This is a genomic window from Corynebacterium ulcerans, from assembly GCF_000767685.1.
Lineage (GTDB): Bacteria > Actinomycetota > Actinomycetes > Mycobacteriales > Mycobacteriaceae > Corynebacterium > Corynebacterium ulcerans.
Genome location: NZ_CP009622.1, coordinates 76015 through 97720 on the forward strand (window position 1 = coordinate 76015; position 21706 = coordinate 97720).

Annotated in this window: 18 protein-coding genes and 2 pseudogenes; 8 read left to right on the forward strand and 12 right to left on the reverse strand. The window is 53.2% G+C overall.

Features of this window, described 5'->3' with window-relative positions:
* Positions 1-113: 113 nt before the first annotated feature.
* A complete protein-coding gene (locus CULFRC11_RS00370; protein WP_023634830.1) occupies positions 114-740 on the forward strand; it encodes a hypothetical protein in 627 nt (208 codons plus the stop codon).
* 1 nt (position 741) lies between these two features.
* Here CULFRC11_RS00370 and CULFRC11_RS00375 read toward each other — a convergent pair whose 3' ends face one another.
* From CULFRC11_RS00375 to CULFRC11_RS00395, 6 genes are all read right to left on the reverse strand, one after another.
* A complete protein-coding gene (locus CULFRC11_RS00375; protein ID WP_038620255.1) occupies positions 742-1401 on the reverse strand; it encodes an ABC transporter permease in 660 nt (219 codons plus the stop codon).
* A complete protein-coding gene (locus tag CULFRC11_RS00380; RefSeq protein WP_023634832.1) occupies positions 1398-2036 on the reverse strand; it encodes an ABC transporter permease in 639 nt (212 codons plus the stop codon). The genes CULFRC11_RS00375 and CULFRC11_RS00380 overlap by 4 nt, the downstream gene beginning before the upstream one ends.
* Positions 2033-2920, reverse strand: a complete 888-nt coding sequence (locus tag CULFRC11_RS00385) for an ABC transporter ATP-binding protein (protein ID WP_023634833.1) — start codon at positions 2918-2920, stop codon at positions 2033-2035. Before CULFRC11_RS00385 ends, CULFRC11_RS00380 begins: the two co-directional genes overlap by 4 nt.
* 329 nt (positions 2921-3249) lie before the next feature.
* Positions 3250-3819 (reverse strand): GNAT family N-acetyltransferase, encoded by a 570-nt coding sequence (locus tag CULFRC11_RS00390; protein ID WP_013910494.1) that lies wholly within the window; start codon positions 3817-3819, stop codon positions 3250-3252.
* A gap of 154 nt (positions 3820-3973) precedes the next feature.
* Positions 3974-4141, reverse strand: a complete 168-nt coding sequence (locus CULFRC11_RS10965) for an antitoxin (protein ID WP_013240920.1) — start codon at positions 4139-4141, stop codon at positions 3974-3976.
* A gap of 82 nt (positions 4142-4223) precedes the next feature.
* Positions 4224-5561 (reverse strand): M20/M25/M40 family metallo-hydrolase, encoded by a 1338-nt coding sequence (locus CULFRC11_RS00395; RefSeq protein ID WP_031269827.1) that lies wholly within the window; start codon positions 5559-5561, stop codon positions 4224-4226.
* A gap of 203 nt (positions 5562-5764) precedes the next feature.
* Here CULFRC11_RS00395 and bioB point away from each other — a divergent pair, with 203 nt between their 5' ends.
* The gene (gene bioB / locus CULFRC11_RS00400; RefSeq protein WP_023634836.1) at positions 5765-6760 is read left to right on the forward strand and encodes a biotin synthase BioB; all 996 of its coding nucleotides are present in this window, start codon (positions 5765-5767) and stop codon (positions 6758-6760) included.
* 5 nt (positions 6761-6765) lie between these two features.
* On the forward strand, positions 6766-7020 hold the full coding sequence (gene bsaP, locus CULFRC11_RS00405; protein ID WP_013910497.1) for a biotin synthase auxiliary protein BsaP: 255 nt from the start codon (positions 6766-6768) through the stop codon (positions 7018-7020).
* Between the two features lie 27 nt (positions 7021-7047).
* Here the strand turns inward: bsaP and CULFRC11_RS11465 are convergent.
* Positions 7048-7133 (reverse strand): annotated as a pseudogene (locus tag CULFRC11_RS11465) (MepB family protein); the annotation flags it as partial.
* A gap of 340 nt (positions 7134-7473) precedes the next feature.
* Positions 7474-7854 carry a hypothetical protein gene (locus tag CULFRC11_RS00410; protein ID WP_023634837.1) on the reverse strand — a complete coding sequence of 127 codons (381 nt, stop codon included), beginning with the start codon at positions 7852-7854 and terminating at the stop codon, positions 7474-7476.
* Between the two features lie 616 nt (positions 7855-8470).
* Here CULFRC11_RS00410 and CULFRC11_RS00415 point away from each other — a divergent pair.
* The gene (locus tag CULFRC11_RS00415) at positions 8471-8983 is read left to right on the forward strand and encodes a hypothetical protein (RefSeq protein WP_144245009.1); all 513 of its coding nucleotides are present in this window, start codon (positions 8471-8473) and stop codon (positions 8981-8983) included.
* 1282 nt (positions 8984-10265) lie between these two features.
* On the opposite strand, the gene CULFRC11_RS00425 is transcribed toward CULFRC11_RS00415, so the two are convergent.
* Together CULFRC11_RS00425 and CULFRC11_RS00430 are read right to left on the reverse strand one after the other, a co-directional pair.
* Positions 10266-10679: a hypothetical protein gene (locus CULFRC11_RS00425; protein ID WP_023634841.1), complete on the reverse strand. Its 414-nt coding sequence runs from the start codon at positions 10677-10679 to the stop codon at positions 10266-10268.
* Between the two features lie 35 nt (positions 10680-10714).
* A pseudogene (locus CULFRC11_RS00430) lies at positions 10715-11065 on the reverse strand (MepB family protein); the annotation flags it as partial.
* Positions 11066-11197: 132 nt separating this feature from the next.
* Between CULFRC11_RS00430 and amn the strand changes: the two are divergent.
* From amn to CULFRC11_RS00450, 4 genes are all read left to right on the forward strand, one after another.
* Positions 11198-12607 carry an AMP nucleosidase gene (amn, locus tag CULFRC11_RS00435; RefSeq protein ID WP_031269830.1) on the forward strand — a complete coding sequence of 470 codons (1410 nt, stop codon included), beginning with the start codon at positions 11198-11200 and terminating at the stop codon, positions 12605-12607.
* Positions 12608-12698: 91 nt separating this feature from the next.
* Positions 12699-14108 carry a hypothetical protein gene (locus CULFRC11_RS00440; protein ID WP_023634844.1) on the forward strand — a complete coding sequence of 470 codons (1410 nt, stop codon included), beginning with the start codon at positions 12699-12701 and terminating at the stop codon, positions 14106-14108.
* 726 nt (positions 14109-14834) lie between these two features.
* Positions 14835-18128 carry an alpha-amylase family glycosyl hydrolase gene (locus CULFRC11_RS00445; protein ID WP_038620258.1) on the forward strand — a complete coding sequence of 1098 codons (3294 nt, stop codon included), beginning with the start codon at positions 14835-14837 and terminating at the stop codon, positions 18126-18128.
* A gap of 277 nt (positions 18129-18405) precedes the next feature.
* Positions 18406-19542, forward strand: a complete 1137-nt coding sequence (locus CULFRC11_RS00450; protein WP_013910503.1) for a glycoside hydrolase family 25 protein — start codon at positions 18406-18408, stop codon at positions 19540-19542.
* 53 nt (positions 19543-19595) lie between these two features.
* Here the strand turns inward: CULFRC11_RS00450 and CULFRC11_RS00455 are convergent, their stop codons facing one another.
* Positions 19596-20681, reverse strand: a complete 1086-nt coding sequence (locus CULFRC11_RS00455; RefSeq protein WP_023634847.1) for an inositol-3-phosphate synthase — start codon at positions 20679-20681, stop codon at positions 19596-19598.
* Between the two features lie 231 nt (positions 20682-20912).
* Positions 20913-21668 (reverse strand): VIT1/CCC1 transporter family protein, encoded by a 756-nt coding sequence (locus CULFRC11_RS00460; protein WP_023634848.1) that lies wholly within the window; start codon positions 21666-21668, stop codon positions 20913-20915.
* Positions 21669-21706 lie beyond the last annotated feature (38 nt).

Consider the following 21706-nt stretch of genomic DNA (forward strand, 5'->3'; position numbering starts at 1 on the left):
CGTGTTCATTACGTATGGACGCTCTCCCGGTTTATTCATATCCGTGTGCGTTTTCTACCTTTTTTGACGTGTTTGTGGGAGAGTCAAAAAGAACTAAAGGAGTGGAAAGCGTTATGGAGTTTCTGCCTTACGAGGCGTTCGAGGGAGAAGTGGCGTCCGTCGCGTCTGGCAGTGATGAGGACATCATTGCTGGTGTGAAAGCGATCATCAACGTCGAGGGACCGGTATTGGGTTCTCGACTTTTTGTAGCGTACTGCCGTGCCTCGAACCAAAAACTAGGCCGACGAATCCGTGAACGCCTGATGCTCGCAGTAGAACAAGCACTCAACTCTGGTGAAGTGGTAGCTGATCGGCCCTTTACTCGCGTAAATGCTGAGGCGATGGTGCTTCGTCCACGCGATAAGGCTGAGGTAGTGGTGCGCTCACTAGGGCCTCGTACCCTCGAACAAATCCCGTTGGTAGAGCTCCAGACCGTTATGTGTGGCATTGAGTCAGAAAACCCAGATATAGGAAAAGGGGATTTGTACAAGCAAACCCTGATTTTCTATGACCGTTGGGGAAAACTGAGCAATAAAGTACGCCTGCTTTTAGACCCAGCTTATGATGCTGGCGGTCTTGGCGGCGAGGGGTCACGTCCCGCCGTTAACCGTAAATACTCCTTAGGTCAGGTGCCGGGCCGTCCTGCGCAACGGCGAGGCACATACCGAACTACGGTTCGGCGGGCCATGCGCGATTGGTAACTTATGAAGTCGCGCTGTGCGCCCCAGTAATTCGCTGAACGGTGGAAAGTATCTGGTCAAGAATTAGGGCCAATACGATAACTAAAACGGAACCGGCAAGCATTTCTATGTAATCGCGCGCTTTGAGTCCGTGGAAGATGAATCGTCCGAGCCCTATGTCTGACGTATAAGCCGCGAGAGTGGCTGTAGCTGTGACCTGCAAGGTTGCTGATCGTATGCCACCCACGAGCACGGAAGCGCCTAACGGGAGTTCCACGTTTTTAATAATCTGCCACTCGGTATAACCCATGGCTCGGGCGGCATCCACAGTGTCTCGGTCTACGCTGGCCACTCCCGCATAAGCGCCGGCCAGCAATGAGGGGATAGCGAGTATCACGAGAGCTATGAGCGGTGCACTTAGCCCGATGCCCAAGGCAAGGCCAAAGATCGTGAGCAGGCCAAGAGTGGGCAGCGCGCGCGCAGCGCCACTGATCGCGCCGATAACTGCAGAACCGTGCCCGGTATGGCCGATAGCTACACCGGCTGGGATAGCAAAAATAGCAGCAATGGCTACGGCAGCCAGGCTGATACCCACGTGCTCGCCAATTCGGATGAGATAACCGGTGGGGCACCACTGGGAAGCGGTAGTGAGCAGGATGAAGAGATCGGAAAACCAACTCATTTCTTTATCACCGACCAAGGTGCGAGTACTCGTTGAAGGAGGAGGCAGAGGACGTCGAAAAGCACAGCCAGGATGACTACAGCACCGATGCCAGTGAGTACCTCAGCAGTGATGTTTCGTTGAAAGCCGTCGGTAAACAGCGTTCCTAGGCTTGATACGCCTATCAATGCGCCGATGGTTACGAGGCCGATAGTGGAGACGCCAAGCACACGGATTCCGGAAATTAATACCGGAATAGCAAGCGGCAGATCCACTTTTACGGCGATTTGAGGTGCGCTCATTCCCTGGGCTGATGCGGACATGCGCACGTCCTCAGGGATGGAACGGAAGGCATCTGTTGCAGTACGCGCAAGGAGTGCCACCCCATAAATGCATAGGGCGATAATGACGTTGGTATCTGACCGCAGCGGAACTCCCACGATGAAAGGAACCAAGATCAGCATGGGAAGAGCCGGGATTGTATAGGCCAAGGATGCTGCGGATACCACTAGGTTGCCTACGCGCGGGCTGCGGGCAGCGAACATGCCGATAGGGATGGAGACCGCAATGCTAATCAGGATTGCCGGAATACTGAGCAGGAGATGGGCGGCCGCCATATCCAGCACATATGGCCACGCGTGACGCAGCCACCTCATGAGTCTGCACCTAAGCGACCGACTGGGCGACCTTGCTTATCCACCACAACCCGGGAACCGCCGATAACCGCGGTGTGCAAGTCTCTATCTGCTCGATTTGTGCCCATGAACTGGGCGACAAAGTCATTGGCTGGCTGTGCGAAAATTTCCGTAGGCGTGCCAGCTTGGGCAATTTTTCCGCCTTTTTCCAACACCACGATGTTATCGCCTAGGAGAAAGGCCTCATCGACGTCATGAGTCACCACCACCACGGTTTTATGCAGACGGGCCTGTAAGTCAATGAGCTGTTGCTGTAGCGCTCGCCGCACGATCGGGTCGACCGCGCCAAAAGGCTCGTCCATCAACAAAATGTCCGGGTCTGCGGCAAGCGCGCGTGCAACACCAACGCGCTGCTGTTGCCCGCCGGAAAGCTCACCTGGATAACGATTTTCAAAACTGGGGTCGAGCTCTACCGTTTCTAAGGCCAGCCGGGCGCGTCGAATAGCTTCTTCTTTGGGTTCACGGTTAAGCAAAGGAACCGTTGCCACATTATCCAGCACCTTGCGGTGGGGGAGGAGCCCACCGCTTTGAATGACGTATCCGATGGATCTACGTAGTTCCACGGGATTGACATCGGCCACGTTGCGGCCGCGCACGCGAACCTCACCGGACGTGGGCTCAACCATGCGGTTAATCATCCTCAGGAGAGTGGTCTTTCCACAGCCGGAGGAACCAACAAAAACGGTGGTTTGATTTTCAGGAATGACAAGGTTGAAGTTGTTCACAGCATTTTCTGTTGGTGCTTGCTTTTTGGATGCTGCGCTTACTTGTGTCTTATTTTTCTTGTCACCTTTTTCTTTGCGGGGGTTAGCGTAGCTCTTGCTGACGTCGATAAATTCGATCATAGTTGCTGCTTCCGTTGGCACTCTGCCGCTTGGGTGACGTGAAATGGATAATGTTGGCTTAAGGATTATATAAGCATTTGCTGTGTTATATACTAATTTCCTGTTCCTGCTATTAAAAAGTGGACTGCGGAGTTTTGCTGTTTGGCTATAAGTGCGACCTATAGCGGGCTCTGTGGGCCATCATACTGATTTAGCTCCGAGGAGTCCGGGAGTAACCGAACTTTAGTTGGCTAAGTGCTTAGATGTGCTCGGTGATTTTTAGGCGTAACGACAGCTCTACCACCTATAACCTTCCATAGGGGATGGCAGTTATGTTGTTGTGGTTTTGTCTATGTATTGGTGTCGCTTCTTTCGCGCAACATGGAATAGACGGTCGGGCCATGAGGTATTTGTGTTAGGGAGGTCACGTTAAAATCATAACGAGAATAGAGGGTGACATTCCGGGAGTCTGATGTTTCCAAAGAAACCTTTGCTTGGATTGCATCTAAACGCTGTAGTCCATCTGCAAGGAGGGCTGAAGCTATGCCTTGTCCCCAGTTATCGGGATGGACCCCGATGGTGGCTAGATTCCAAGAGTCCTTAGGATGTTGAGGGATTTTTGTATTTAGCATGGCTTGAATACGGTCTCCCAATAACTCTGCAATTCTTGTTTGGGTAGCAGTGTTAGGTTCGGGGACATTGGGAGGGAGAAAAGCTGCGACTCCCTGGTGTTTATCGTTTATCAGTACAATTCCGTGTTCGAGGGCGTAATAAAGATAGAGTCCTTGTAACTCCTCAAGACGTTCTTGGTAATGGGCTGCAGGAATTGACCAACGTGTCCACGGATAATCTTGAAAAGCAGCAGCAAGGATAGCTGCAGCATATGGAATATCGGCAGCAGTTGCATTACGTATATCCATTCGCCAAGGCTATCAAAATACTATCGTGGCGTTAGAGGTTTTCTGATGCGGTTTCTGACTGTTTCCTCTATACGGCTCACCCTCGTGCCAGCGTAAAAGTAAACCCCCTGCCGAGCTGCGCAGTGTCGCAGGCGGGGCAGGGGGAGAGAAGAAATTACTTTTCGTCCAATTTCTTCTTGACGGCCTCTTGGACCTGGTCGACTTTGTCTGCAAACTTGCCGTCGGTTTTCTCGTCGACAAGATCGCCAACTTTTTCTACTGCGTCCTTTACCTTGTCGGCGTTTTGATCCAGCAGTTCTTTAGCCTTGTTGAGGATGTCCATGAGATTCTCCTTGTGTTGAGGGGCAGTTATCACATTTAAGGGTAATACAACCTGCGGGCTTGGGGGCGGGATCGGCTCGGGGTCAGGGGTGTTCTAGAAAGCGGGTTACGAGTCGCTGATAGCCGGCAACCGTGAGTTCCAGATCCTCTAGGTAAAGAAACTCGTCATGGGAATGAAGTTGTGCATGCGCATGTCCTAACGTGCGCTGTTTGGCGTGTACGGCAAAGCCGTAGCCGACCCCGCCTGCGCGCCGGGCAAAGCGCAGATCAGAGCCTCCGGGTGCGATCATGGGGACCACGGTGGACTTGGGGAAGAACTCCAGCAGCGTATCGCTCATGGCGTTATAGAGTGGCGAGTCGGTGGGGGAGACGGTGGCCTCCTCGCTGATGAGGCGCTCGATGGTGACCTCGGGCGCTACATCGGCTAAAGCTTGGTTTAGTAGCAGGTCAACGTAGTCGTCCGACTGTCCGGGGAGAGTTCGAATGTCCATTTCTAGCCATGCGTGGCTGGGCAGAACGTTGATGGCTTGGCCGGCGCGGAGGACTGTCTGGGCGATGGTGAGATGGGAGATGGCATCGCCAAAGGCCGCGAGTTCGCCGAGGGATTCGTAGGAATCGGGGTGGCCGTCGAGAAGCTTGCGCTCCGTGTCGGGGTCAAAGCGGAACGCTCGTACAAAGCCGTGCCACGTGTCATCGCTGTGCACTGATGGTTGGATGCTAGCTATACGACGCGCCACCTCGCCGATCTTTGCAATGGCGCTGTCCTTGCGGAACGGCGCCGAACCATGGCCGGCGTCGCCGTGGACATGGAGCCGGCGTTGAGCAGCGCCTTTTTCACCGACATAGATGATCACGGAGTCGGAACCGTCTGCGCCGGGAAGATGGGAGCCGCCGGTCTCCGACACGCAGTTTTTCCAGCTGAACGCGTCTGGGTGGTGTTCGCGGAGCCACTGGGCGCCTAAACCGCCACGAGCCTCTTCATCTGCGATTCCTACAAAGTACAGGGTGCCTCGATTGGATTTTTTCCGCGCTACTTCGCGGGTCACGGCTGCCATTGTGGCGGTAATGAAGAGCATGTCTACGGTGCCGCGGCCGTATATTTTCCCATCTTCTATGAGCGCTTCAAAGGGAGGCTTGGTCCATTTCTTCTCATCCACGGGCACCACGTCTGTGTGCCCTAGCAGGGTGAGCGGCTCAGCGGTGGGGTCGCTGCCGGGGACCGTGACCACAATGGTTACACGGCCTGGATGAGGCTCGTAGCGGTGGATGGTGACGGCCTCGCCGGCAAAGAATTCCTCTAGGGTGTCGGCGTTTCGGACTTCTTGGCCTGAATCGGGGGTGAGGTCGTTGACGCAGGCGTTCTGCACCATGCGGGTAAGCAATGAAAGCGTGTCCGAGTAGAGCGTCATGCGCCCCAGCATAGGCTGATTCGGGGGTGAAAGGGGTGAATTAGGGGTCTTGTGGGTGAAATGTGTGTGGAAATTTAAACAGTGTTCAGGAGATGCGGCTAGGATTCTTGAACGTTGATCAAGTGATGTGTGCTGGCCTTGTGTCACCACATCTTGCACGACGATGAATGTACGTACACAGCGCTCGCGGGTGCTGACGCCTAGGAGGAAACCCCATGACTGACATTCTGGAACTTGCCCGGACCAAGGTTCTTGAGGAAGGCAATGGCCTGAATAAGGAGGAGGTCCTCCAGGTACTCACGCTGGAAGAAGACAGAATCCCCGAGCTCCTTGCCCTCGCGCACGAGGTGCGCCTCAAGTGGTGTGGGGAAGAGGTTGAGGTAGAAGGCATTATCTCTCTCAAGACGGGCGGCTGCCCTGAAGATTGCCACTTCTGCTCCCAGTCGGGCCTTTTTGAGTCCCCCGTTCGCTCTGCCTGGCTCGACATTGCGGGACTCGTGGAAGCCGCAAAGCAAACACAAAAGTCCGGCGCTACCGAATTCTGCATTGTTGCTGCGGTAAAAGGTCCCGACGAGCGCCTCATGAGCCAGCTGGAAGAGGCCGTAGCCGCCATTAAATCTGAGGTGGATATCGAGGTGGCGGCGTCGATAGGCATCCTTACCCAGGAGCAAGTCGACCGGCTCAAAGCAGCAGGCGTGCACCGCTACAACCACAATCTAGAAACTGCGCGCTCGTACTTCCCCAACGTTGTCACCACTCATTCATGGGAATCGCGCCGTGAAACCCTGCGCATGATCGGGGAGGCCGGCATGGAAGTCTGCTCCGGCGGCATCATTGGCATGGGTGAGACGCTAGAACAGCGCGCAGAATTCGCCTGCGACCTGGCTGAGCTCAATCCCACGGAAGTCCCCATGAACTTCCTCGATCCACGCCCGGGGACTCCCTTTGCAGACCTGGACGTTATGGAAACCCCAGACGCATTGCGTGCAATTGGTGCATTCCGCCTTGCGCTGCCCAAGACCATTCTCCGCTTCGCCGGTGGACGCGAACTCACCCTGGGAGACCTGGGTACTGAACAAGGTTTGCTCGGCGGAATCAATGCGGTGATCGTGGGCAACTACCTGACCACGCTGGGCCGTCCGATGGAAGAAGACCTGGATATGCTGGGCAAATTGCGCCTTCCCATCAAAGCCCTGAATGCGAGCGTCTAGCTGGTATGAAAACCACATCAACCGAGCTCATCCAGGTAATGCTTGCCGACGAGCCCCCGCTCTTTCACCCCAACACCGGACAAGAAATCGCTGCGGGAGAAACAATCAGGCTTTCTCCCTCGGCGCGCGCCGGGTTGGAGGCACCGCGCTTCTGCCAGATCTGCGGGCGTCGCATGGTGGTGCAAGTGCGTCCCGACGGCTGGGAAGCAACCTGCTCGCGGCACGGCACGGTGGATTCTGTGTATCTGGGGCGGCGCTGAAAAGATACCGCCTGGCGATAGGGGCGCTCAGTAGAGGCTGAACGCGGGTGCTTGGGCGCGCTGTGTGGCGGCGGCCTGAGGGTTGAAGCCAGTGTGCACCAGCTTGGGTATAGAAGTGCTGGACAGGTCACCCCACAGCAGTACCTAAAGCCGAGTTCCTAGAATTCGAACTCGCGAACAAAGAAGATAACTACCGCACCCACGCAGAAAACAGCCGCTTACCCCTTTCTTTCACGCTTCCTCACAGGTAACCAACTACCAAGTATCCATTTAGTGTTACATTTCTAGAAACCTAGCAATGTAACAAGCTAGAAATATAGAAAGCTATTCTTTCCATGAAGTGATTACTACGATGAGGCAAAGAAACCGGAAAAGTTTCTCGCCTCTACCTGTTGGATCCGGCTTGGCTAATAACCAACAAGCCTATTCCGCAGCGTTGCTGCTTGAGTTTCTTTATGCTGTGGCAAGCTTTTGCGCCCTTTGGTAGGACACTCCAAGAATCTCACCCATGTCACGTACGGTCATACCGGACTTTTTCATTGCGGCAGCCAATTCCCGGGTACTTTCTTGCGCTTCTGTCGTGAGTCGTGCGGCTTCTCTACGCTGTTCGTCGGCACGTGTCTTTAGCTCGGCGATATTAGAGGGAAGGATAACTTCAACAACAATATTGAAGTTATCGGGACTTACTCCTGCTTGGTAGGCCATAGCCTCTCGCATCTCGGCAGCGGCATGCGCTAGCCGTCTGGTCTGTGATACGACCCCCAGGTCCGCGCATTCCAGCACCCATACATCGCTAGTTCCTCGTTCTGCGGTAACTGTGTACGTCTTAGGCATTTATCTCCACCAACCTTTTCCCAATTCTTGTGCATACTGATCAAAAAAACTTTTTCGCTGTCACGTCGTCAATCTCGCGGCGCCTGCCAAGCGTTCGGGTAGTCATAGGGTCAGCACTCCAATTTACCCGCTTATTGTATGGCTGCGATATTTATAAGACGCTCGGATAGAAAATTAGATTGATCACGTTTGTGCCACCGTGATTGAAATTTCCGAGAGATCATAACGCAAACTAATGTCTAAGATCATAATACGTTCTGTTCGCTGCCATTTCGAACGTTCGGAATAAAAATTGACACTTCGCAGACCCATGTTCTCTCAGGTTGTGGGGAGTAAATACCATTAACATTAAAAGTGCCTACTGTATGTAAATTTTAGGATCTTTTGATGTACACGTGATCACTAACTTGATGCGGGGGCACTAGCACTATGTGATATTCAGAGTTTTACTAGAAAATCCCAGAAATTTTTATTTTGCCATGCTAATTTTAAACGCGTCGGAGGGGAACCTTGGAGTAGCAATATCTTTCCATAGTTAGAGGTTTCTACTCACGATTAGTGCAGGAAAATCCTGCGTCTATTTTGCGAAAAAGGAGAATGCCCAGTGGGAAAAAACATGAAACGTTTTGTCATTGCTACTACTATGACTTTCTCTGCTATATGTGGAACCAGTAGCCCAGCTGTTGCATCAGAGCAACCTTCAGTTGCTGAGATAATCAAAGACGTTGAGATGCAACAAGAAGCGACGCAGACGGCAGTTGTACCCCTGTCAGACCAGGATGACGTAATAGTTCCCCGTTCCGCTGGTGGTTTGACGCCTGCTCCGGGTGGAAATGGGGCATACGTGGCTTTAAATGTTAACGGTCACGGCTTACGTGTTGGAAATGTCTACGTAAATTATTTTCCGGGGAGTAAAATTGCAGGTTCAAATGCTACTGCCGAAGCATTTGAACTTTCTTGGTACGAAAGAGGACAACGACGAGCAGAGACTAAAGGACCCGATTCTGGCTTTTTGAGAGCGACTCAAAAATGGAACTTTAATCGGTATATTAGTGCTGGACCCATGTGCGGGCGTGTCAAGATTTCCGGGAATTGGTCCAATTACGCTTGCGTAACCATCAAGCATTAAAATAATTAAAGTGCTGGGAAATAAATTTTCCCAGCACTTTAATTATTTTTCGTTAGAATACACTTTTTGCTACTTAACCCTTTTTTCTCGATTATTTCGTTCGACGATACTATCCATTGTCTCCATAGTTTTCATCACAAATCGGACAATAAAAGCTATGACAGTCACCACTAAAATGACAAAAATTGCAATGATTAGTATTTCTGAAATACCTATGTTAATTTCCATCACCTTCTTCATTCGCTAGGATATGCAACGTAGGAACATACATCCTCTGCTCTTTTCTCCTAATGTAGTAAATTTTAAGCCCCTTCACCAAAGCTTTTCTTCAAGACATTTGATTCTGATGAACTACGGAGCTCCGTCGGGTCTTTCCTGACGGCCAAGTATCCAGTTTCACTAGCGATAATGTAGCAAATTATGCCCACAAGGTAACGGGCGGTAATTCTGTGGCACACACCGTGATCTCGATAAACATAAATTCATCAAGCTGCAGTTTGTATACTTGCGTTCGTAATACTGACGGGAAGGCTCGTAACCGACGTGGATTCCAGCGTGAACATCTAGATGGCCTGTACTATCAAAATATGCGCCATACCCGATCTAAGTAGATACCACGGACGACAACGGCACCGTGCCGTAATTGTATCTGTACACATCTTTGACTGCATACAGATACGATTTGGCTTCCCTATTAGGTGCTCGGCGATATCTATCATTAGGACGCATAGCAGCAAAATCCCGCGCAACAAGACCATCATGGACCAGCGGACCTAGGTGAGAAGCTTTTCCCACGCTACTTTTGTTGAATGGTTGCCATCAGCCCAAACTGTGATGACACAGAATACAATTCGAACCCTAGAGAATATTTTTTTTCAATGCTAGATTGAAAGTGACTCTCATTATCGCCCGATTAAAGGATATTGCATTGTTTAGAAAAATTAGCCGATCACTACTAATTGTTACTGCAGCTTTTTCTCTCACTGTTGCTTCTGCGCCATCTGCATTCGCAGCCACAGTCACAGCTCAATGTCAAGTCATTAAAATTGGCCTAGGCGGAGACGTAGTTGGCCATGTGTATGGAAACGCATCAACCCTAAATGGCGCGAAGAGAGACGCTAATAAGTACGTCCCCCCGGCCATTACAAACGCCATTGTAAAGGAGTCAGTCACCGTATCTCTGGATACTACCCCAAAGGCGGCGGTGGTTTTAGAGGAGGGAGCTTCTAGTAACGCTACTATAGCCCCATTTTTATAACATTCTCTGGTCTACGTAGAGCCTTTAGCTGTTCTCATCGTCGAATGGTTCGACCGCAGAGCGTTTCCAAGATACGAGTTTTCTACAACCGACGCTGCTAGGGAACGCATCTGCTCGAACATACTCTTCGTCCATTAAGAAAAACGACGCTAAGGGTTTGTCTTCACTGGTAGCGGATTCTCCACTAGCGGAAACTATCGCTGTGCACAGATAGAGTCTCAGGTTTTCAAAGTCTTCAGCAGGCCTTTCAATCCTAAACTGAGAAATAAGATCATTCTGCATTTCTTCAGAATCTACGCCGGCTGGCTCAGCACAAATAAAAAGTATATCTATTCCAGATTTTTTTGCTGCGTTATTAACCACCCGGGAATATACTCTATATGCCATTCCCAAATCAGACTCGTTCGCCACAAAATAAGTATCTAAAGCAAAAATCATACAATCTCCATCTACGAAATATTTTCCGTAGATTATACCCGAAAACCGCGTTTTCCTGCGGAGCTTCCCGATGTAATGCCTAAGCGTTCAAGGTGTGGAGCAGTGAATGTGAAGACTCCTCGGTGTTCGTCTTGCTCTACAAACACCAGCAAACCTCCCCGTACGTTGTGCGGGCTAAAAGGCACGGTCTCTCCGGCGTCATTCCGGGTCCAAAAGGCTACAAAAGCACCTTTCTTGGTCGGCGTGGTGCGTGCCGTCCGTATGTGCCAGGTGGCCTCCGAAATTTCTACGATTCCAGATTGATAGTCACTATTTTGTTCCTCGGGAGTGACGTGGCAGTTCAGATCTTTTGCTGCTGCGTACTGTTCAAAGCTTCTGAACCTCATGTATGCCTTCTTTTTTTGTGGACTGGTCTTTCTGGCTGCTCCCTTTTCTACGCCCTGCATCTGGAGACTGGCGCGGCTACTCTAGACACAAAGAATCCTTAGGAAAAATCTAGAAAGTAGGATGCAATGACAATGAAAAAAGGTGTGGGCGCGGACGTAGTACAACAGCTGGAGGACATCTACGCGGCGTCGATAAGCCTTGCCAAGGAGATTCTAGAGACTGGTGAATACGAGCGTTACTGCGATGTAGTTTATCCCAAGCTCATCGTGAAGATCGTTAGCTGGCACCCCGTTGATCGCACCGAGCCATTTGGCTATGTCGACGCTGCAGGATGCTACTCGGCGGTGCTCTCCAAGCCGGAGTTGATTCATGATTACCTCTGTGAGCAGCTAGAACGCCTCTGTGCAAACTACGAGTGCGTGATCACGGTGGAACCTTCTACCGTGCGCATCCCGCCGGAGTATATCGACGGCATAGAAGGCGTGACCGAGGCCCGTCGCGCAGGCGATGTTGCCGCAGAAATCCCGCGCCCCACCTTGGATGACGTTGACGATGCCATTATCGACGGCGAATGGGATGCCTTCCACGGCGAGGAAAAGCCGCTTTTCCATTTCACTCCGCAGCGTTTTGATATTGCTTGTGCTCGCATCCAGCACTACACGGGCATTTCCCCAGCTAGCGTGCAAAAATACATCCTATTTACAAACTACTCTATGCACGCCCGGGAATTTGTGAACTTTGGGCTATGCGAGCTGTCGCGGGAAGGCTCGCGCTACAGCGCATTGTTGCTTCCCGACGGTCACAAGATCACGCGCGACCAAGCAGAAAACATCGATCGTGAAAGCCTGAGCCTAGAATCTCGGTTCCAGATGCCGCGCTATGACCTAGTAGCGGAAGACGGAATGGGCATCACCATGATCAATATTGGTGTGGGGCCGTCCAACGCCAAGACGATTACCGACTGCCTCGCTGTCCTCCGGCCGGAAGCATGGGTGATGATCGGACATTGCGCCGGGCTCGACGGGCGCATGAGACTCGGCGACCTCATCCTGGGAAACGCCTACCAGCGTGACGACCACCTTCTCGATGACCATATTCCGCTCGACCTGCCCATTCCTGCAGTTCCTGAAGTGCAGCGTGCCCTAGAGACGAGTGTTCGTGACGTATATGGCGAGGATCTTTCCATGATGCGTATCGGCACGGTCCTCTCCACCGACGACCGCAACTGGGAATGGCACACCCCACAAAAACTATGGAAGCTGCTCCGGGGTTCCACCGCTGCTGCCTGTGACATGGAATCGGCGACGCTTGCGGCGAACGGGTACCGCTACCGCATTCCTTATGGCACCTTGCTTTCCGTCTCCGATCTTCCGCTCCATGCCGTGCCTAAGCTGCCAGCTGCAGCACAAACCTTCTATGCAAATTCCAAACAGGCGCACGTGATGTGCGCGGTGCACGCCGTGGAACTTCTTGCTCTTACCCCAGAAAAACTGCGGACGAGGAAGTTACGCCGTACCATCGGAGAGGTGCCATTTAGATAACCTATTGAGTCAATAGGAATAGAGATGGCCTGACGTAATTTGGCTCTGCAATCTGGCTCGAAGGAGCGTGTGATTCTTGCGAAAGCTAACAATGGCCATACTTTGCAGTACTGCATTGGTTCTGGGTGCATGCGGAAGCACGGGGAAAGCGGGCGCCCCGAGCAATGCGCTGTCCATAGAACAAACAACGCAGATAGACAGCGCAGACGGGATTGATGCCTCCAAGCTGCTCTTTTCCTCTTCCACATCCGTTGTTATCGCCGGTGGTTCTGTGGGGCAGAAATGGGAAGGTGCAAAAGAGGCGGTGAAGCGGGGCGCGCCGCTGCTGGTGCGCACTGCCGATAACGCGTCGGCCATTGATTCGGAGATAAAGCGCCTCGGGGCTCAAGACGTTATCACGATCGACGAGCCCCAGACCCCGGACCCAGAGATTTCTGAAGCCAACATCGCCGACAAAATCTCGCAGCTCACGCCCGAATCACCGCTTTTCGACGGCGGCGCGTCCATCCTGGTCTCCGGGCGCACCACGGCCGCTGATGTAGCTACCGCACGCGCGTCGGGAGCTAAGGTGGAATACCTGTCTTCGGGCGACGCGCGTGAAAGCTCCACGCTATCCGCTGATCCCGACGCTCATGTGGTTGCCCTGGGCCCAAGCTTTGCCAACAAAGAGCGGTTTAATCGCCAGGTAGAGATGATTAATTATGGTGAGGTCCCCGGTGGCGGGCACCTCATTTTCCCCTCGCATCGCGTGGTAGCTCTCTACGGTCATCCTTCCGGTGGGGCGCTGGGAGTGCTTGGCGAGCAACCTGCTGAGAAAGCCGTGAACAGGGTGAATGACCTGGTAGGTAAGTATCAGGCCATTGACCCGGAAGAAAGCGTGATCCCCGCCTTTGAGATCATTGCTACCGTGGCGAGCTCGTCGGCAGGGCCGGATGGCAATTATTCCAATGAGGGGAACGTCGATGAGCTGCGCCCCTGGGTCAAAGCGATCGGTGACGCTGGCGGCATAGCGATTCTTGACCTGCAACCTGGCAGCGCGAGCTTCCTTGAGCAGGCGCAACAATTTGAGGAGCTGCTCAAGCTACCGCACGTCGGACTGGCGATAGATCCCGAGTGGCGGCTGAAGCCGGGGGAGAAGCCCATGGAACGGGTCGGCAGTGTTGGGGCAGGGGAAGTGAACCAGACTGCGGCGTGGCTGCGGGACCTGGTAAAGGATAATGAGCTCCCACAAAAAGTCTTTGTTGTGCACCAATTCCAGCATCAGATGGTGCAGGACAGGGAAACGTTGGACACCACGGCACCGGAGCTTTCGTGGGTTCTTCACGCAGATGGTCACGGAACTGCGGGCGATAAGTTTGCCACGTGGGATATGGTGCGAAAGAATCTGCAGCCCGAGTTCTACCTTGCGTGGAAGAACTTTATCGATGAGGATCAACCGATGTTCACTCCCGAACAGACGTTTAAGATCGAGCCTCGGCCTTGGTTTGTGTCCTATCAATAAAGGCACGCGCTTGATGAGAAAGACCCCTAGTGATGAATGAACTAGCTCCCGAGAATTTTCCCCATAAGAACAGCTGAAAATGATTCGTTCATGGCAAGTGACCTACTTGGTTCAACCTTTAGTAGCGATAGGATAACCAGTAAGCTATAACGTTGATAATATTTTTCAATAGCGTGAATTAGCTTTGGCTTCGTTTGCTAACTATCGGAAGGGGTTTCAGAAGTGTCAAACTTTCATAAGTCTCAAACGATTGTCCGGTCTATGGCGGCAGTCATTGTCGGGTGCTGGGCTTACTGCTTAGTTGTAGCACCGCTCCTTTCCGGAACGAAGCTACGGTGAAGTTATGGCAGAAAAGTCTAAAGATATAGGTCTAGGGTTTACTCTTGCTGCGTTATTGATCGGAGTGATGTGGCTCTTTGTTGTTAGGCGAAAATCGGCCGAATGACCTTCATTTTAAACTACTCCCCAGTGATTGGACTGAGAAATCGGGTACCGATCGCTGGGGAGTATCTTATTCGGACTAGGGGTCTTTCTCTGGTGTGGTGAGAATCGCGGAGATTACTGAAACTAATTTTAAAAAATTTACGTTTCAAACCAGCAAAGAATGTTAGCCTACCTATAACGGTGACTGCTGGCACAAATAATCAAAAATTATATGCCAGTCACACTTTGTAAAAGAATGCTCGTGTTTTATTCCCTCATCACTGAAGTAAGGCTTTCAAAGACGTGAAAACTTATCGTTGTCATGCGCGAAGAATATTTACCGCGCTCACCACACTCACACTCATCACTGCTGGTGGTGCCCTATCCAGGCCCCCAGCCCAGGCTGCCGACCCGAGTTCTGTTGTGATCGCGGCGGATTTCCAAACCAAAGCTGGATGTACAAAGGACTGGGATCCTGCCTGCTCTCAGACCCAGATGGAGAAGCAGGGCAAGTTCTACAGCAAGAAGATTAAGGTCCCCCAAGGCGATTGGAATTTTAAGGTCGTTCTGGATAAAAACTGGGACACGAGTTATGGCGCTCCCGGAAAGGGCTATGAGCGTGACAATGTCCCGCTGAAGCTGGCGGCAGACGCAGAACTTGAGTTCATATTCGATCCGGAGAGCCACCATATTGGGCTCAGGCCCACCCAGATCACTACCGGTGATCACGAGGTCAAGCCGGAGGATCGGGAGTTGATCAAGGCTCCTTACCGCCAGAACGCTGCGCAGAATAACTTCTATTTTGTGCTCACAGATCGCTTTAATAACGGCGATACTCAGAATGATCGAGGGGACGCATCGGCTGAGCAGGGGGATAGGGCTCAGCATGGATTCGATCCAACGTCGAAAGCCTTCTATCACGGCGGTGACATCAAAGGCATCATCCAGAAACTGGATTACATCCAGGGCTTGGGCACCACTGCAATCTGGTTGACACCCTCCTTTAAAAATAAAGCAGTGCAGGGAACGGGTAATGATGCCTCGGCTGGCTATCACGGGTATTGGATCACGGACTTCACTCAGATCGACCCGCACCTGGGCACCAACCAGGACATGAAGGACCTGATCAAGGCTGCGCATGAGAAGGGAATGAAGGTCTACTTTGACATCGTGACCAACCATACGGCCGACCTGATTCAGCTGGCCGGCGGCAACGGTTCCAACGGCAGCAAGTATGTCTCACAGCAGGAACAGCCCTATAAGGATGTCAACGGAAAAGAATTCCGGCTAGAAGACTACGCGGGTAAGGACGCGAGCGAGTTTCCTAAGCTCAACGAGAAATCGTTCCCTTATACCCCTCAGCGTACGAATCCGGCTGAAAAAATGACCCCTGATTGGCTTAACGACGTCACCCTCTACCACAACCGCGGTAACAGCATGTTCGACGATGGTGGCGAATCCGTGATCATGGGTGACTTCTTTGGTCTCGACGACCTCATGACAGAACACCCCACCGTTGTCGACGGCATGACCAAGATCTACAACGAGTGGGTTGACTACGGGTTGGATGGCTTCCGCATCGACACCGTTAAGCATGTTGACCTTGCTTTTTGGAAGCAATGGACGGAGAGGGTGCACCAGCATGCCGTGGAAAAGGGCATGGGCGACTTCTTCATGTTCGGTGAGGCCTACAACTTTAGCCCGGAGGCTCTGAGCCCCTTTGTTCGCGAGACACATATGGATGCTGTTCTCGATTTTGCGTTCCAAAATAACGCCGTTGACTTTGCTAAAGGCGGGGACACCAACAAGCTGAAGTCCCTGTTCTATGGCGATGACTGGTACACCACAACGCGTTCCGACGCCGCCGTGCTGCCGACCTTCCTGGGGAACCATGACATGGGTCGTATCGGAAGCCTGTTGCAGAATAGTGGCGACGGTGCCGAGCGGCTCCGACGTGACCAGCTCGCGCACGCCCTGCTGTACCTCACTCGCGGTCAGCCAGTTGTTTACTATGGCGATGAGCAGGGGTTTGCCGGAAAGGGTGCCGATAAAGATGCTCGTCAGGATATGTTTGCCACGAAGGTCACGGATGTGCACAACGAGCAGCTGGTCAATGGCGATCAGTTTGGAACGGGCGACCACTTTAACTCTGAGGCCCCGGTGGCAAAGACGATTACCGAGTTAGCAAAACTGCGCAAAGAGAATAAAGCCCTGGTAGAAGGTGCGCAGATTGAGCGCTATGCAACTCAGGGTGCGGGTATCTATGCATTTTCTCGTGTGAATCGTGAGGAAAAGCAGGAGTACTTGGTGGCCTTGAATAACGCCACCACCACGCGCGAGGTGGACCTTAACGCTTTGACTCCTAACGCTGAATTCGAGCGGGTCTATATAAGCAGTATCTACGGCAATGAAGCTCCTACATCCCTGACCACTGACAACGAGGCAAAAACCCATGTCACCGTTCCGGGCTTAACTGCTGTGGTGTACAAGGTGAAAAACGGAAAGCAGGTCACGGGGTCTGTGTCCGGCGGCCTGAACATCGTGGGCCAAGAGCTCAAAGGCGATGCGCCGATCATGACAACAGTCGGCGGAAACGCTTGGTCAGAAACCAACTTTGGATGGCGCAAGCTTGGTGAAAAAGAGTGGAACTACCTTGGGACCGACACCGGCCAAGACGCTCGTATTTTCCATAACGTGCGCGACCTTGAGCCGGGTACCGTGGTGGAGTATCGGACCGTCACCGTCGACGGCGACAATAAAGAAACAGCTTCCCATGGTTGGGGTGTTGTTGGCGTAGACCTGGCTGTTGATTCCCGAGCCTTAAGCGTTTCTGCGACCACGGCTTCCGCCACTGTTCCCGCTGCCGTTGTGGCGGGGAACTTTACCAAAGACCTCGGATGTACGGGAGGTCAAGAAGGTAATTGGGACCCTACGTGTGCGGCTGCTGAACTGCGCGATGATTCTTCCGGATGGAAGACCGCAGAGCTGACCCTTAAGCCAGGCGAGTACGAATACAAGATTGCTACTGGCGGCTCTTGGGATCAGAGCTACGGGGCGCTAAGCGGGGGAACGCGTGAGAGTGACGAGGGTATTCCAGATGGTAAAAACGTGAAGTTCCAGGTGACCCAGGACAAGCAAAAAGTAACGTTCTTCTATCACCCGGAAACTCATGAGTTCTTTAATACCGCAGAGCATCGCGTGATCACGCTGCCAGGAACGATGGGCGGTGCGTTGGAGTGCCCGGCGAACGTCGAGAAGAGCGATGCATATGGCAACTGGGGTCCGGCATGTCTAGCAACCATGCTGACGCGCACGGGCGCGCACACCTATGGAACGCGCCTTCCTAAGGTACCTACGCCGGGGAATTATGAGGTCAAGGTTGCGTATGACCGTGATTGGCAAGAAAGCTATGGGCCTGATGGAAGAAGCGACAGTAACTATCTTGTCACTGTCGCCGAGAGCGGAAAGGTTCTTAGCTATAAGTGGGATGAACAAACCAAGAAGCTCACGTGGACTACTTCTGATCAGGGTGCATCGCTGGTAGGGGATGCGGCTATGCCAACAGGCCTGGAAGAGAGCGTGACGCTGGAGAATTAGGCGCATGAGCGCGTTATCCGCAGATCGTTGGCAGATGCTCATGGCAGATATGGCCGCGATCTGCGGATGCGGGTGGGGTAATAGGGGAGGTGAATCGCTAAAAATTTTTGGGGCCTTGACCGGCCCCTTTTATTGTTCAAAGGGTTGGAAATATGTGTTCTGTGCAGCGATTTTCTGACTTGGTTTAAAATTTTTTAGTGTTATAAGGTGCGAGAAAGCAATAATTGTTACGAATGTTACTTATGTGACTAGTGGGATTATTGGTAGGGTGGCGATCATGATGAAAACCCGTCGTCTGAAGACTGCCCTTTGTACAGTTCTTGCCTCGTCCACGTTTGCCGTCGCCTCGGTCCAAGCAATTCCGCTTCCCTTCCCGATCGGCGCGTCCTCAGGCATAGACGTTTCGGGTCACCAACACCCCAACGGCAGCAGCATCAATTGGCAGGACGTCAAGTCCCACGGTCAGTCCTTCGCTTTTGTTAAAGCGACAGAGGGACTGGGCTGGACCAATGACTTTTACGCTAGTGACATCACCCAAGCTGCGGCTCAGGGGCTCAAAGTTGGGTCGTATCACTACGCTCGTCCGGGCGCTGACGCACGGCAGCAGGCGCGTCACTATGCCAAGGTCATCTCTCATACGCCGAACCATTCCTTGCCGCCTGTTCTGGACCTTGAGGTAGCTGAGGGGAAAACTCCGCAGGAGCTGGTCAACTGGACACGAGACTTTGTTCAAGAGCTGGAAAAGCAGACTGGCCGCGTCCCCATGATCTACACCTACCGGTACTTCTGGATTGAGCAGATGGCTAACACCACTGAGTTCTCGCAGTACCCACTCTGGCTTGCGGCGTATCAGGCACAGGTGCCCGGGACCGTGGGCGGCTGGGATCAAATTGATTTCTGGCAGCGCTCTAGCTCCGGACGCATTAACGGCATTGTCGGCGACGTAGATATGAACCTGTTTAACGGTGACGACGGCGAACTCGCCGCTTTTGCTGCAGGTAATCTCCACGCTGCGGGCAACAAATTCGCCTCGATCAACCTCCCCGAGCTGGCAGACCTGGGCAAGAGTGCAGGTGGGGTAGTGGCAGTCATTCTGGCTTTGAGCGCCGGGGCAGCTGCCGCGCCACAACTGATTCAAGCCGCCGAAGCCGCAGGTCTGAGCTCCGAAGGTGCGCAGGACCTCACCGCGGTGGTGCAGGCTCTGGCTAAGGCTGGCAAGCTCCCGGTCGATCAACTGAACAAGATGGCTAGCGGTAACTACACCGTTGGCGACCTGGTCATCCTGCTGGATAACGCCGCCCACCTTGCGGGCATAGATGCAGGTCAGAGCTCTCAAGCTGTAATGCGTGCAGATGGGCTCAATATCGACGCTAACCAGGTCGCTCGGGTGATCCGCGGCCTCGCCGCCCGCTAGTCGACGGCAACAATTACCCCCTGAGATGTCTCATTCTCAGGGGGTGTTGCGTTTTAGCTAGGGTCGCCGGCGATAAATGATTCCAGTTCCGCGCGGGCGTGTTCGTCGCGAAGCTGCTGTGGCGGGGACTTCATCAAATACGAGGACGCTGCGAATACTGGGCCGCCGAGTCGACGATCTTTAGCGATCTTGGCGGCACGGATAGCGTCGATGATAATGCCGGCAGAATTAGGCGAATCCCATACTTCCAGCTTGTACTCAAGATTAAGCGGCACATCCCCAAACGCGGTTCCCTCTAGGCGAACATAAGCCCACTTACGATCATCCAGCCAGCCGACGTAATCCGATGGGCCAATATGGACGTCGTGTGCCTCGATGTGTTGATCCAAGTTAGAGGTGACAGCCTGCGTCTTGGAGATTTTCTTGGACTCTAGGCGCTCGCGTTCAAGCATATTTTTAAAGTCCATATTGCCGCCCACGTTCAGCTGCATCGTGCGATCAAGATGCACGCCGCGATCCTCAAATAATTTTGCTAGCACGCGGTGAGTGATCGTGGCTCCTACCTGCGATTTGATGTCATCGCCCACGATGGGAACCCCGGCTTTCTCAAATTTCTCCGCCCACTCGGGATCGGAGGCAATGAACACGGGAAGGGCGTTGACAAAGGCCACATTGGCGTCGATAGCACACTGCGCGTAGAACTTATCCGCTTCCTCGGAACCGACTGGAAGATAGGAAACCAGGACATCCGCGCGGACGTCTTTGAGCGTGCCGACAACGTCGACGGGTTCAGCATCGGATTCTGTGATGGTTTGGCGGTAATACTTCCCCAGCCCATCCAGCGTGGGGCCCCGTTGAATGGTGACCCCTTGTTCGGGGACGTCACAGATTTTGATCGTGCAATTTTCTGAGGCATTGATGGCCTGAGACAGGTCTAGGCCAACTTTTTCTTTGTCCACATCAAAGGCGGCAACGAACTCGATGTCGCCCACGTGGTAGTCGCCAAACTGCACATGCATGAGACCGGGGACATTGGTGGCGGGGTCAGCGTCTTTGTAGTACTCCACGCCCTGGATAAGCGAAGAAGCACAGTTGCCAACCCCAGCAATGGCCACGCGGATAGTTCTGTTGTTACTCATGCAGATTCCTCTTTACTCGCAAGCGATGACGGGAAGGAGGCTGCAAAAACGCAACCCCCGTCCCTATGGATGCACGCCACTATATCGGCGCTTTTATGCAGGTGAGGGTGGGAATTGCGTTTGTGTATCGGTTAAGTGAATCGGTTCACTGGCATTGACCAGCAGGGAGGAAAAGTGAAAATTTCCGATTTTTGTAGGGGATGGAAGGGCAAAAAGCCCTCAAGAGGGGGATTAGACGACTCCGCCGAAAAGTGCGCCGGCCACATAAGTGAGCGCCAATCCGAGGGTGCCGCCAAGCACCAGGCGTAGAACGGAACGCATCCGCGATGTGCCGGCGATAGCTGCAGAGAGATAGCCGGTAACCGCGAGCGCGATGATGGTGATTGAGCTGACCGCGATGACTCCTACCGTGCTGTTGCCCTGAGGTGCGATGACCACCATGAGCAGGGGAAGGATAGCTCCCAGGGTGAAGGCGGCTGCGGAGGAAAAAGCAGCGTGCCAGGGGCTGGTCAGGTCTTGGGCGTCGATGCCATATTCGATGCGCAAGTGTGCAGGGAACGGGTCGTTGTGCCCAATTTCGGTGGCGGCGCGCAAAGCGGTTTCCTCTGACATTCCATAGTCCGAGAGGATCTTTGCGATCTCGTGTCGTTCCTCTTCGGGGGTATGAAGCAGCTCAAGGCGCTCGCGCTCCATGACCATCCGCTCCGAGTCGCGTTGCGCGGAGACCGAGACAAACTCACCCAGCGCCATGGAGATAGCGCCAGCCACCGTAGCTGCAATACCGGAGGCCAAGATGGCGCCGTGGCCCACGCCAGTGGCTATCACGCCGAGGATGAGGGCGGATACGGAAACGATTCCGTCGTTGGCTCCGAGCACGCCAGCCCTCAGCCAGTTGAGGCGGGAGTTCAGTCGATTCGACGATTCTTTGTGAGTCTCCGGCTGTGCTTGGCCATCCGGCTGTGCGGCGGTGGAGTCGGGGAACGTCATGATTATCCTGCCTAGGGTAGAAAGCGGCGCTACTCAAT